The sequence below is a fragment of the Nocardioides sp. genome (assembly GCF_030149505.1).
In the GTDB taxonomy this organism is placed as follows: Bacteria; Actinomycetota; Actinomycetes; order Propionibacteriales; family Nocardioidaceae; genus Nocardioides.
Genome location: NZ_JASBRN010000075.1, coordinates 1 through 12,516, shown reverse-complemented (window position 1 = coordinate 12,516; position 12,516 = coordinate 1). Strand labels below are relative to the sequence as shown.

General features: G+C 72.8%; 10 protein-coding genes and 1 pseudogene. 6 read left to right on the top strand and 5 right to left on the bottom strand.

Translation table 11 applies throughout. From position 1 onward, the window contains the following. Positions 1-682 (top strand): annotated as a pseudogene (locus Q1V71_RS17215) (hypothetical protein); the annotation flags it as partial. 21 nt (positions 683-703) lie between these two features. Here Q1V71_RS17215 and Q1V71_RS17210 read toward each other — a convergent pair. Next, positions 704-1,342, bottom strand: coding sequence for a TrmH family RNA methyltransferase (locus tag Q1V71_RS17210; protein WP_300645397.1), 639 nt, complete (start codon positions 1,340-1,342; stop codon positions 704-706). 108 nt (positions 1,343-1,450) lie between these two features. Between Q1V71_RS17210 and Q1V71_RS17205 the strand changes: the two genes are divergently transcribed. Then, a complete protein-coding gene (locus tag Q1V71_RS17205) occupies positions 1,451-2,128 on the top strand; it encodes a VTT domain-containing protein (RefSeq protein WP_300645396.1) in 678 nt (225 codons plus the stop codon). 45 nt (positions 2,129-2,173) lie between these two features. Here Q1V71_RS17205 and Q1V71_RS17200 read toward each other — a convergent pair whose 3' ends face one another. After that, positions 2,174-2,842 (bottom strand): DedA family protein, encoded by a 669-nt coding sequence (locus tag Q1V71_RS17200; protein WP_300645394.1) that lies wholly within the window; start codon positions 2,840-2,842, stop codon positions 2,174-2,176. Beyond that, on the bottom strand, positions 2,839-3,399 hold the full coding sequence (gene pyrE / locus Q1V71_RS17195; RefSeq protein ID WP_367280159.1) for an orotate phosphoribosyltransferase: 561 nt from the start codon (positions 3,397-3,399) through the stop codon (positions 2,839-2,841). The genes Q1V71_RS17200 and pyrE overlap by 4 nt, the downstream gene beginning before the upstream one ends. Positions 3,400-3,422: 23 nt before the next feature. On the opposite strand from pyrE, the gene Q1V71_RS17190 reads away from it, so the two are divergent. Continuing rightward, positions 3,423-4,601 (top strand): pyridoxal phosphate-dependent aminotransferase, encoded by a 1,179-nt coding sequence (locus Q1V71_RS17190; protein ID WP_300645392.1) that lies wholly within the window; start codon positions 3,423-3,425, stop codon positions 4,599-4,601. A 171-nt stretch (positions 4,602-4,772) separates the two neighbouring features. Here Q1V71_RS17190 and Q1V71_RS17185 read toward each other — a convergent pair whose 3' ends face one another. Further along, entirely contained in the window at positions 4,773-5,999 is a 1,227-nt protein-coding gene (locus Q1V71_RS17185; RefSeq protein ID WP_300645391.1) for a hypothetical protein, read from the bottom strand. A 168-nt stretch (positions 6,000-6,167) separates the two neighbouring features. Then, positions 6,168-8,765, bottom strand: coding sequence for an ATP-dependent chaperone ClpB (clpB, locus tag Q1V71_RS17180; protein ID WP_300645390.1), 2,598 nt, complete (start codon positions 8,763-8,765; stop codon positions 6,168-6,170). A 261-nt stretch (positions 8,766-9,026) separates the two neighbouring features. On the opposite strand from clpB, the gene Q1V71_RS17175 reads away from it, so the two are divergent. The 3 genes from Q1V71_RS17175 (at position 9,027) to Q1V71_RS17165 (ending at position 12,197) form a co-directional block, all read left to right on the top strand. After that, entirely contained in the window at positions 9,027-9,746 is a 720-nt protein-coding gene (locus Q1V71_RS17175; RefSeq protein WP_300645388.1) for a hypothetical protein, read from the top strand. Between the two features lie 76 nt (positions 9,747-9,822). Further along, positions 9,823-10,527 (top strand): hypothetical protein, encoded by a 705-nt coding sequence (locus tag Q1V71_RS17170; protein WP_300645387.1) that lies wholly within the window; start codon positions 9,823-9,825, stop codon positions 10,525-10,527. A 2-nt stretch (positions 10,528-10,529) separates the two neighbouring features. Further along, entirely contained in the window at positions 10,530-12,197 is a 1,668-nt protein-coding gene (locus tag Q1V71_RS17165) for a response regulator (protein WP_300645386.1), read from the top strand. Positions 12,198-12,516 lie beyond the last annotated feature (319 nt).

The following is a 12,516-nucleotide window of genomic DNA, read 5'->3' as shown; positions in this document are numbered from 1 at the left end:
CCTGGTGCTGCGGCCCAACGGCGTCGCGCCGACCACCATCGGCCCCGACGGCCTGCCCGTCGGTGACGCACCCGACGAGAAGGCGCTGAAGAAGCTGGGCGCCAAGATGACCTCGGCCAACGGCTACCAGAACATCCACGGCTGGCAGCTCTACGACACCACCGGCACGACCGAGGACTGGTCCTACAACGCCACCGGCGGCTTCGGCTACACCTTCGAGATCGGCGCCAACGAGTTCCACCCGCCGTACCCCGAGGTCGTCGACGAGTACCTCGGCGCAGGCGGGCTCGAGGGCAACCGCGAGGCCTACCTCACCGCCCTAGAGCACGCGGTCGACACCCGTTTCCACGGCGTCCTCGAGGGCAAGGCTCCGAAGGGCGCGACCCTGCGCCTGCGCAAGGAGTTCGACTCCCCGACCTGGGAGTCCAGCTTCGAGGACTTCCTCGACTCCTCGATCCGGGTCGGCCGCAACGGCGCCTTCTCGTGGGTGGTCAACCCCTCCACCCGCCCGGTCGTGCGCTCGCGCACCTACACCGTCGACGGGGTCACCAAGCACACCAAGGGCAAGAAGGAGTCCTACACGCTGACCTGCGAGGTCGACGGCAAGGTGAAGTCCTCGCAGAAGGTCTTCATCGACCGCGGCCAGGTCCGCAGCCTGGACCTGCGACGCGCCTGCCGCTGACCCGCTGAACCTGGGAGGGGCTCAGCCCCTCCACGTCCCGCCGTCGTCGAGGTCGGCATGCTGCACCACCCAGGTGTGCATGGCGATCGCGGCGGCGGCGGAGGCGTTGATGGACCGGGTCGAGCCGAACTGCGCGATGGAGAAGGTCGCGTCGCAGGCCTCCCGCGCGGCCTCGGACAGCCCGGGCCCCTCCTGGCCGAAGAGGAAGCAGACCCGCTCGGGGATCCGCATCGACTCCAGGTGCTGCGAGCCCGGCAGGTTGTCGACGCCGTGCAGCGGCAGCCCCTCCTGCTGCAGGTACGCCGCGAGGTCCTCGACGCTCGGGTGGTGCCGCACGTGCTGGTAGCGGTCGGTGACCATCGCGCCCCGGCGGTTCCACCGCCGGTGGCCGACGATGTGCACCTCGGCGGCGAGGAAGGCATTGGCGGTGCGGACGATGGTGCCGATGTTGAAGTCGTGCTGCCAGTTCTCGATGGCCACGTGGAAACCGTGCCGCCGGGTGTCGAGGTCGGCGCGGATCGCCTCCAGGCTCCAGTAGCGGTAGCGGTCCACGACGTTGCGCCGGTCGCCCTCGCGCAGCAGCTCGGGGTCCCAGTGCTCCCCCTCGGGCCATTCCCCCGGCCAGGGGCCGACACCCACCTCGGCCGGGCCGTGCGGCATCGGGTCGTACGGCGCTCGCCGGTCCTCCCCCGTCGTGCGCGCACCGTTCTCCTGCTCGACCTCGGCCACGTGCGCACCGTAGTAGGGACCAGTGACTACGCTGACGCCATGTTGGGGATCGAACCACTGCTGTTCGGCATCGAGTTCCTCGACCTCGAGTGGTGGCTGGGCCACCTCGGGCAGACCCTCTTCTGGGTGGCGCTGGCCGTCGTCTTCGTCGAGTGCGGGCTGCTCTTCCCGTTCCTGCCCGGCGACACCCTGCTCTTCAGCCTCGGCCTCTTCATCGCCACTGGGGAGATCGACCTCTTCCCCGGAAGCGCGGCGGTGGAGCTGGCGATCGCCATGACGCTGCTCGTCGCCGCGGCCTTCCTCGGCAACGTCACGGGCTACGAGATCGGGCGCAAGGTCGGCCCGCCGCTCTACGAGCGCGACGGCCGGTTCCTGCGGCGCAAGCACTTCGACCGCACCCACGAGTTCTTCGACCAGCACGGTGCGCTGGCGCTCATCCTGGGCCGCTTCGTCGCCTTCGTGCGCACCTTCGTCACGGTGGTCGCAGGCGCGACCCGGATGGACCGCCACGTCTTTCTCCTGTGGAGCCTCGTCGGCGCGGTGCTCTGGGTCCTGTCCATCACGATGCTGGGCTACTTCCTCGGCAACATCGAGTGGCTCGGCGACAACCTCGACTTCGCCCTCCTGGCGATCCTGGCCGTCTTCGCGGTCCCGCTCGTCATCGAGTGGCGCCGCGAGGTCGCGCGCGACCGGGCCCGGGCGGCCGAGCGCGCCTGACGCGCCCGGCGCCCCAGCACGGGCAGGACCCGGGCTCCGCCCAGATCAGGCCTCCGGCGGGACCCGCAGGCTGCGGACGCGCACGAGCACCCACACGCACAGCGCCAGGCCGACCAGCCCGACGACGACGTACTTGTAGGTGCCGATGACGTCCTCGACCCGGAACCACTGCTCGCCGAGCTGGTAGCCCGCGAGCACGAAGGCGGTGTTCCAGATCAGCGACCCCGCCAACGTGAGTCCGAGGAACTGCAGCACCGGCATCCGCTCCACACCGGCCGGCACCGAGATGAGGCTGCGGAAGATCGGGACCATCCGGCCGAAGAACACCGCCTTGCGGCCGTGCCGGCCGAACCACGCCTCGGTCCGCTCGAGGTCGGAGGTCTTGGTGAGCGGCAGCAGGTCCCAGATGCGGTACATCCGGTCGCGGCCGAGCAGCACGCCGAGCCAGTAGAGGACGATCGCGCCGACGACCGAGCCAGCCGTGGTCCACACGATCGCCTCGGCCAGGCTGAAGGTGCCGCGACTGGCGGTGAAGCCGGCCAGCGGGAGGATGATCTCGCTGGGCAGTGGCGGGAAGAGGTTCTCCAGCGCGATGGCGATGCCGGCCCCGAGCGGGCCGAGCCGCTCCATGAGGTCGACGGCCCAGCCGGCGACGCCGTCGAGCTCGGCGGGGTCACCGCTCGTGGACGCGGCCAGGACCGCGGCGCCGATCACGCGTCGGCGCCCTGGCGCGCGGCGGCCGCCGCGTCGAGCTCGGCACGGGTCAGCACCGGGCGCACCTCGAGCTCGACGTCGGCCAGCGGGTTCTCCCCGGCGAGGCTGCGGTCGATCGCGCAGACCACGGTGGTGACGATCGCGCCGGCCGCACGCAGCTCGTGCGTGGCGTCGCGCACGGCGCCGCCGGTGGTGACGACGTCCTCGATGAGCGTGACCCGGCGGCCCGCGACGTCGGGACCCTCGGCGAGCTTGCAGGTGCCGTACTCCTTGGCCTTCTTGCGCACGAAGAGCGCCGGCAGCCCGGTCAGCTGCGCGACCATCGTCGCGATCGGCACGCCGCCGAGCTCGAGGCCGCCGAGCAGCTCGGTGTCCTCGGGGAGCAGCTCGACCATCTGGGTGGCGACCCGGTGCAGCAGCGCCGGGTCGGACTCGAAGAGGTACTTGTCGAAGTAGGTGTCGGCCACCTGGCCCGAGCGCAGGGTGAAGGTGCCGGTCAGCCGGCAGCGGGCGTCGATGTCGGCGGCGAGGGTCTCGTCGGTGCTCACGCCCGACATCCTGCCCTGTCTACGGTGGGTCCATGGCAGCCCACCTGGCCTCCCGCCTCGCCGGCATCCCGCCCACGGTGTTCTCGGAGTTCTCCGCACTCGCGGTGCGCACCGGAGCGGTCAACCTCGGGCAGGGCTTCCCCGACGTCGACGGCCCGTCCTCGGTGGTCGAGCGGGCGGTCGAGGCACTGCGCTCGGGCGCCAACCAGTACGCCCCCGGCACGGGCGTCCCCGCGCTGCGCCGGGCGGTCGCAGCCCACCAGCTGCGCCACCACGGGATCGAGCTGGACCCCGACACGGAGGTGTGCGTGACCACCGGCGCTACGGAGGGCATCGCGGCCGCGCTGCTCGCCCTGGTCGAGCCCGGCGACGAGGTGCTCGTGCTGGAGCCGTCCTACGACTCCTACGACGCGATGATCGCGATGGCCGGCGGCGTACGCCGGGCCGTGACCCTGCGCGCGCCGGCGTACCGCCTCGACGCCGGCGCCCTGCGCGCCGCCGTCGGTCCGCGCACCCGGCTGCTGCTGCTCAACTCCCCGCACAACCCGACCGGCACGGTGCTGACCCGCGCCGAGCTCGCCACCGTCGCTGCTGTCGCGGTCGAGCACGACCTGCTCGTGGTGACCGACGAGGTCTACGAGCACCTGGTCTTCGACGGGGCGGCCGACGGGCACGTGCCGCTGGCGACGCTGCCCGGCATGCGCGAGCGGGTGCTCAGCCTCTCCAGCGTGGGCAAGTCGTGGTCGTTCACGGGCTGGAAGGTGGGCTGGGCGACCGGGCCCGCGCCACTGGTCGCCGCCGTGCTGGCCGCCAAGCAGTGGTTGACCTTCACCTCGGGCGCTCCGCTCCAGCCCGCGGTCGCCCACGCCCTGGAGCACGAGCACGCGTGGCCGCAGGAGCTCGCCCGTGACCTCCAGCGCCGCCGCGACCTGCTGCTCGCCGGCCTCCGCGGCCTCGGGCTGGAGCCGCGGACCAGCGAGGGCACCTACTTCACCGTCACCGACGTCGAGCAGCTCGGGTGGGCGGACGGCCGGGCCTTCTGCCTCGGTGTCGCCGAGCGGGCCGGCGTGGTGGCCATCCCGCTCCAGGGCTTCCACGGTCCGGAGTCCCAGGACGCCGGGCGGCACCTGGTGCGCTGGGCCTTCTGCAAGACCCCCGAGGTGATCGAGGAGGGCCTGGACCGGCTGGCCCGGGCCACGCTCACCCGCTGACCCGGCCGATCCCCCTGGTCGAGCAGCGAGCGCCTACTCACCGTTGGTCGAGCAGCGAGCGCCAGCGAGCGTCGTCGAGACCGCGTGAGATGCCCGTGGTCGCCGACCACACAGGCGCGGCGGTCTCGACGACGCCCTCGCCTAGCGGCTCGGGCTGCTCGACCAGCAGGCTCAGCGGGCGGCGTACCAGGCCCGCACCTCGGGCCGCAGCAGCAGCGCGAGGGCCCCGCTGGCCATGGCCAGCGGGATGAGGGCGACGAACGCGCCGAGGAGGGAGAGCAGCAGGAACAGCCCCGCCGACAGCCCCGCGGAGACGCAGAGCAGCACCCACGCCCAGGTCCGGCCGGTCCAGGCGAAGGAGGCGACCAGCGCGGCGGCCAGCGCCCACGCCACGAACCCGGCCAGGAACGCGTACACCGCAACCCGCACCTGGTCGACGGTGATCTCGCCGGCGGTGGTGGGGTTCTGGGCGATGGCGCGCTCGATCTCCTCGTCGACCAGCGCCGGGTCGAGGGCGATCGCGACGACGACGAGCACGAGGCCGACCACCACGAGCGCGCAGGTGATCCAGGTGAGGACCAGACCGGCGCGCAGGGGGTTCGGCTTCGGGCCGCGCTGCGCGGGGACCGGCGGGCCCCAGGCGCCGGGCTGACCCGACGGGGCCGGCCAGGCGCCGGGCTGACCGGGCTGACCCGGCGTACCGACCGGCTGGTCGACCCCTGCGGGCCGCTGCCCGAAACCGGGGTACGCCGCCGGACCGGTCGACGTGGGCGCCGAACCGTCACCGACGGGGCTGCCCGTCGGGGGCGGCCAGGACGTGGCCGGGCCGGGGCCCTCGGTCGGGCCCCCGGTCGGGGCTGCGGGCGGCCGGGGCGCGAAGGGGTCGGGCCGACCGGCGTCCTTGCCACGCGCGGCCTCCTGCTCCCGGCGCGCGTCGCCCGGCGGCCTGAGGAACCGCTCGGGGACGGGGTCACCGTTGAGCCAGGCCCGGGCGGGCTGCAGCCAGAGGATGACCGCGGCGGCGGCCACGAGCGAGGTGGTGAAACCTCCGGCGACCAGGCCGGCGAGGAACATCGGCACCGCGAGGATGCTCAGCGCCAGCCGGGCCGAGCGGCTGCGCTGCATGACCTGCCAGCCGAGGATCGCGGTCGCGGCAGCGCACGCACCGGTGACCATCGCGAGGACCCGGATCGCCTCGAGGACCTCGCTGACCTGCAGGTCGAGGCCGTCGAGCGGCGGCTGGGCGAGCGTGTCCTCGATGCCGCGTCGGGTGTCGAGGGAGTCCAGGGCGCCGATCTGGGCGAAGACCGAGGCGATGACCAGCGCCGATCCGATGATCGTCACCCAGCCGGCCATGGTCACCTGGCGCGGACGGGCGTGGGGGTCGGGGGCGGGCACGGCCCCATTCCAGCAGACCCGCGGTCACCGTCGGGCAACGGCCGACGGGCAGCCACCCCGGTGGTCGAGGTGCGAGCGCAGCGAGCCACGAGACCCTCGCCGTCAGGGCAGGGGCTCGTGGCTCGTCGCTGACGCTCTTCGCACCTCGACCAGCGAGGCAGGACGGGGTCAGGCGGGCATCAGCACCAGCCCCGAGCCCGACTCGTCGACGTCGACGGAGACCGCACCTCCGTCGGTGACCTCGCCGCCGATCAGCATCCGCGCGAGCGGGTCGCCGATCGCGGACTGGATCAGCCGCCGCAGCGGGCGGGCGCCGTACGCCGGGTCGTACCCGACGTCGGCCAGCCAGGTCTGCGCGGCCTCGCTGACCCGGATGCCGATGCGCCGCACGGCCAGCCGTTTCTCCAGCAGTGCCAGCTGCAGGTCGACGATGTGGGTCAGGTCGTCCTTGGACAGCGCGTCGAAGGTGACGATCTCGTCGAGCCGGTTGAGGAACTCCGGCTTGAAGGACGCCCGCACCGCGGCCATCACTTGCTCGCGCCGCAGCTCGGGGTCCAGCAGCGGGTCGACGAGGTACTGCGAGCCCAGGTTGCTGGTGAGGACCAGCAGCGTGTTGCGGAAGTCGACCGTGCGGCCCTGGCCGTCGGTGAGCCGGCCGTCGTCGAGCACCTGGAGCAGGATGTCGAAGACCTCCGGGTGCGCCCTCTCGACCTCATCGAGCAGGACCACGGAGTACGGCCGGCGACGGACCGCCTCGGTGAGCTGGCCGCCCTCGTCGTACCCGACGTAGCCCGGAGGGGCACCGACCAACCGCGAGACGGCGTGCTTCTCGGAGTACTCGCTCATGTCGATGCGGACGATCGCCCGCTCGTCGTCGAAGAGGAAGTCCGCGAGGGCCTTGGCCAGCTCGGTCTTGCCCACACCGGTCGGGCCGAGGAAGAGGAACGAGCCGGTCGGGCGGTTCGGGTCGGCGATCCCGGCCCGCGAGCGGCGTACGGCGTCGCTCACCGCGGTGACCGCCTCGCGCTGGCCGATCAGGCGCTCGCCGATGACCTCCTCCATCTGCAGCAGCTTCGTCGACTCGCCCTCCAGCAGCCGGCCGGTCGGGATGCCCGTCCAGGCCTCGACGACGTCGGCGATCTGCTCGGGGCCGACCTCCTCGCCGACCAGCGGCTCGAGCTCCTCATCGCCGGGCGTGGAGGCCGCAGCCTCGATCTGCTTCTCCAGCGCGGGGATCCGGCCGTAGAGGATCTCGCTGGCCTGCCCGAGGTCGCCCTCGCGCTGCAGCCGCTCGGCCTCGATCCGCAGGGCGTCCAGCTGGCGGCGCAGCTCGCCCTCGCCCTCCAGCGAGGACTTCTCCCGCTCCCAGCGGGCCTCGAGCCCGCGCAGCTCCTCCTCCTTGTCGGCGAGGTCCTGGCGCAGCGCGGCGAGTCGCTCGACCGAGGCGTCGTCGGACTCCTTGGCCAGCGCGAACTCCTCCATCTTGAGCCGGTCGACCTGGCGACGGAGCTGGTCGACCTCCTCCGGGGAGGACTCGATCTCCATCCGCAGCCGGGAGGCGGCCTCGTCGATCAGGTCGATGGCCTTGTCGGGCAGCTGGCGCCCGGAGATGTAACGGTCGGACAGGGTGGCGGCGGCGACCAGGGCGGCGTCGGTGATCCGGACGCCGTGGTGCGCCTCGTACTTCTCCTGGATGCCGCGCAGGATCTGGATGGTGTCCTCGACCGACGGCTCGCCGACGAAGACCTGCTGGAAGCGGCGCTCCAGGGCAGGGTCCTTCTCGATCCGCTCGCGGAACTCGTCGAGGGTCGTCGCGCCGATCATGTGCAGCTCACCGCGCGCCAGCATCGGCTTGAGCATGTTGCCGGCGTCCATGGCCGAGTCGCCGCCGGCGCCCGCGCCGACGACCGTGTGCAGCTCGTCGATGAAGGTGATGACCCGGCCCTCGGCGTCCTTGATCTCCTCGAGCACGGCCTTGAGCCGCTCCTCGAACTCGCCGCGGTACTTCGCCCCGGCGACCATCGCCGCCAGGTCGAGCGAGAGCACCCGGCGTCCCTTGAGGGAGTCGGGCACGTCGCCGGCGACCACGCGCTGGGCCAGGCCCTCGACGACGGCGGTCTTGCCGACGCCGGGCTCGCCGATGAGGACCGGGTTGTTCTTCGTCCGCCGGCTCAGCACCTGCACGACCCGGCGGATCTCGGCGTCGCGACCGATGACGGGGTCGAGCCGGCCCTCCTCGGCTGCGGCGGTGAGGTCGACGGAGTACTTCTCGAGCGCCTCGTAGGTCGACTCGGCGTCCTGGCTGGTCACCCGGCGCGAGCCACGGACGGCGGTGAGCGACTCCCGGAGGCCGGCCTCGGTGAGGCCGACGTCGGTGAGCACCTTCTGCGCGCTGGACTCGGTGCCGGCCATCGCGATGAGCAGGTGCTCGGTGGCGACGTAGTCGTCCTTGAGGGAGGCGGCGAGGTCGAGGGCACCGGCGAGCACGCGGGTGAGGGCCGCGGAGGCGGCCGGCTGCTGCACCGTCGCGCCCGTGGCGCGCGGCAGCACCTCCAGCGCCGAGCGGGCACCGGCCACCAGTGCGGCGGTGTCGACCCCGGCCTTGGTCACCAGGGACCGGGCCACGCCGTCCTCCTGCGAGAGCAGCGCGACGAGCAGGTGGATCGGCTCGGTGGCCGAGTGGCCCGCCTTGGTGGCCGTCAGCTGGGCGGTCTCGATGGCCTCCCTGCTGCGGGTCGTGAACTTGTCGGCGCCGAACTGGCTCATGGGGTCTCCTCCTGCGACCTGGGGGACGGACCGAGTCTGGCCGTCACCTGCACCAACGCGCCAGGACTTGAGTCTGTTCCGCTCAAGTTATCTGAACTTCGATGACATGACCCGACCGGTCCCCCCGCCGGCATGGCCGATCGGTCAGACCCGTGGGCATGCCACAGCAATGTCCTCAATCCTCTGTCCGCCGCCGCGGCGCAGGCCTACCGTGGGCTCGGGCCACCTCGCCCGGGGGGACGAGGTGAGGGAGGGAGACCCATGACTGCCTGGTCGTTGGACAGCGTGAGCCTGCTCACCCACGGAGTGCACTACGCACTGGTGGTGGTCGGGCTGGTCGGTGTCGCGTACCTGCTCGGGCCGCAGCTGGCGCCGCGAGCAGCCGGCGTGCTGCCGCGCGACGACCACGCCCGCCGCGTCGCCGCGTTGCGCGAGGCCGTCGCGCGGGGTGCGTTGCTCACCGCAGGTCCCACGACCGCCCACGCCCGACCTGCACCGGCGGTCGCACTCCACCTGCCGGTGGCCGTCGTGGCCAGCGCTGCCGCCGCCGGTGTGCACGCGGCCATGGGCCCCCTCCACCTGGACCAGTCCCGGCTCTTCGGCCTGTTCTTCGCCGCCTCCGCTCTCACCCAGCTGGGATGGACCGCTGCCGCCCTGCAACGAGTGACCCCCGGACTGCTCCGGGCGGGCATCGCACTCAACGCCGGCACGATCGCCCTGTGGGTCTGGACCCGCACCTGGGGACTGCCCCTGGGGCTGATGCCGACGCCCGAGCCGGTCGGCGCCTGGGACCTCGCGGCAGTGGGCTGGGAGGTGGCCGTCGTGCTCAGCTGCGTGTGGTTGCTGCGCTGCCTTCCCCCCGCGTCGTACGCCGGCCTGCGCATCGCTCCGTGGGCGGACTGGCGGAGCGGCGCCGTCATCGTCGCGGTCGTCTCCGCGGTGGCGCTGCTGCTCCTGTCGCTGAGCGGTGCCAGCGGATGAACCCACCAGCCGGTGCGGCTCCGAGCACGACGACCAACCGTGATGACGAGAGGGGGTGGCAAGGGTGCAGTCCTGGGTGATCGGAGTGATCTGCAACGGCGTGATCGCCATCGCCTACCTGCTCATCTCCCTGGCGATCGTGGTCCCGCTGGCACGCAGCCGGCAGCTGCGCACGAACCCGCTCGGGGCGGCCACCGCCTCCATCTTCTTCTCGTGCGCCGTCCAGCACGGACTGCACTCCCTCCACATGTTCCTCCCGAGCGTCGGCCTGGCTGATGAGCAGGGACTGGCCATGCGACAGGCCTGGGACTGGCAGCTCTCCCTGTGGGACCTGTTCGGCGCCGTCATCGGCGTCTACTACTGGACGCTGCGACGCAGCTACTCCTCCCTCATGGAGGGGGCCCAGCTCTTCCAGGACCTGCGGCAGCGCGAGCAGCAGGCCCTCGAGCTCAACGACACGGTCCTGCAGGGACTGGTCGTGGCCAAGATGGCGCTCGACCTCGACGACACCAAGCGCGCCCACGAGTCGCTCAGCGTCTCCATCGACTCCGCCAGCCGGATCATCACCGACCTGCTGGGCAGCAGCGCGACCCTCGACCTGGTCCGCAGCACCCCCGCCGCCCTGGCGGTCCCGGACGGGCCCATTTCCGCGGGCACCTCCACGGGCGGCACCGCCACCGTCGTGGGCGATCCGCCCACGGACGTCGCCACCACCAGCACCCACGACCCGGTCGCCGCACCGATCGAGCACAGCCACGCGAAGGACGTCGAGAGGCCATGATCATGAGCGCCGCACCCCGAGTCCGTCCGCTCAGGACGGTCATCATCGACGACACCGCGGACCTCCGCGACCTGCTGCGGCTCGCGCTGGACCGGGGCGGGTTCGACGTCGTCGGCGAGGCCGGGGACGGCAAGGCCGGCATCGACGTCGTGCGCGCCGAGCGGCCCGACGTCGTCCTGCTGGACCTGTCGATGCCGGTGATGGACGGTCTCGAGGCGCTGCCCACCATCCGTCGTACCTGCCCGGCCGCCAAGATCATCGTCCTCTCCGGATTCGGCGCGACGCAGATGTCGGAGCGGGCCATGGCCCAGGGCGCGGACGGCTACGTGCAGAAGGGCGCCTCGCTCGACTCGATCCTCGACTACGTCCGCGACATGACCACCGGTGCGCCGCCGCGCACCCCGCGCTCGCTCTCGGTCGTCCCGCCCCTGGAGGCCCCGGAGAGCCTGGCCCCGATGCCGCCGTCCTTCGGCCGCCCCGACCCGGCCGCCCCCGCCGGCACCTCGCCCCAGCCGGCCGACGCCCGGGCCGACGAGTCCACCCGGAACGGTCCGGCACCCGCGGGCCACCCGGCCGCGGCCGACACCGGGCACGTCCCCGCGCCGGCCAGCACCGACTCGCCCCTCACGCCGGGCGGCGTCACCGCCTCCCCCATCTCCTGGTGGCAGGCGATGAGCATGGCCCCCGTCGGGATCCTCGAGCTCGCCGACGAGCCGCTCTTCCGCATCGTCTACGCCAACACCACCGCCCAGCGGCTGCTCGTCAACAAGACCAGCCCCGGCACCCCCCTCGGCTTCGCCGCCCCGACCCTCGCCTCCCTGGTGGCCTACCACCGCCTCGACGCCGACGCCTCCTTCGAGGTCGAGCTCGAGGGCGGCACCTGCCGCGCCACGATCCGACGCACGGGCTGGTCGCTGCTGGTCTACCTCGACTCCACCTCCGACGACGTGGCCCTGCTGCGCCGCGCCATCGCCACCACCGCCCACGAGATCCGCGGACCGGTCGCGGTCATCTGCGGCATCGCCGAGGCCAGCGGCTGGGACGGCGACGCCCAGCTCGACCCGGAGATGCAGGGCCGGCTCATGTCCTCGGTGGCCCGCCAGGCCCGGATGCTCGACTCCATCACCGCCGACCTGCTCACCGCCGCCCAGATCCAGCGCGGCACCCTGCGCATCGACCTCGCACCCGTCTGCGCCCGCGGCGTCGTGGAGTCGGTCGCCGGCGACCGCTACGGCCTCGACGTGGAGATCGTCGTCGAGGACGACCGGCTCGTCCGCGCCGACGCCCTGCGCCTGGAGCAGATGGTCAGCAACCTGCTGGGCAACGCGATCAAGTACGGCGAGGCGCCGTACACCATCCGCATCCGTCCCGACTCCGCCCGACCCGACCACGTCGCCATCGACGTCGTCGACCGCGGCGCGGGCGTGCCGGAGGAGTTCCGCGACCAGCTGTTCAAGGAGTTCACCCGCGCCGCCGGCACGGTCGCCACGGGCACCGGCCTGGGCCTGCACGTGGTGCGGACCCTCGCGGAGGCGCAGAACGGCCGCGTCACCTACCGACCGGGCCAGTACGGCGGCTCGGTCTTCACGATCTCCCTGATGGCGGTCACCGAACCGCCGCTCTCCGAGCCGCCCGTGGAGGGAGCGGGCGGAGCGACCGACCGGCACTAGCCGCCAGGTCGATCCGCGGATCAGGGAGCACCGACCCCTGGCCACCCCCCGGGCGGGGGCGTGGTCAGGGGTCCGGTCTGATGGTCAGGGGGCCGGTCGACGGACCGGCCGTGGGGTGCTCCCGCCCGAGCCCACCGCGCCCTCCCGGAGGCGCCCCCTCCGTCGGAACCAGTCCTCTCGTTCGTCCCTCACGAGAGGACGGCCTGGCCCATCCACCGGCCTCCGGGGGGGCCCCGGCGCGGTCGCGGTGGGCTCGGGCGTCCGCACGTCGGGCGGCAGGCCCGTCGACCCGCCGTGTCCAGGTCGCGAGTGGTCGTCG

What these genes read in the sequence shown, in the direction of transcription:
- Q1V71_RS17210 (WP_300645397.1), bottom strand. Translation starts at nt 1,342, where the DNA reads ATGCCGCACGGCCCGGCCGAGGTGGGTGTCGGCCCCTGGCCGGGGGAA.
- Q1V71_RS17205 (WP_300645396.1), top strand. Translation starts at nt 1,451, where the DNA reads ATGTTGGGGATCGAACCACTGCTGTTCGGCATCGAGTTCCTCGACCTC.
- pyrE (WP_367280159.1), bottom strand. Translation starts at nt 3,399, where the DNA reads ATGTCGGGCGTGAGCACCGACGAGACCCTCGCCGCCGACATCGACGCC.
- Q1V71_RS17190 (WP_300645392.1), top strand. Translation starts at nt 3,423, where the DNA reads ATGGCAGCCCACCTGGCCTCCCGCCTCGCCGGCATCCCGCCCACGGTG.
- clpB (WP_300645390.1), bottom strand. Translation starts at nt 8,765, where the DNA reads ATGAGCCAGTTCGGCGCCGACAAGTTCACGACCCGCAGCAGGGAGGCC.
- Q1V71_RS17175 (WP_300645388.1), top strand. Translation starts at nt 9,027, where the DNA reads ATGACTGCCTGGTCGTTGGACAGCGTGAGCCTGCTCACCCACGGAGTG.
- Q1V71_RS17165 (WP_300645386.1), top strand. Translation starts at nt 10,530, where the DNA reads ATGAGCGCCGCACCCCGAGTCCGTCCGCTCAGGACGGTCATCATCGAC.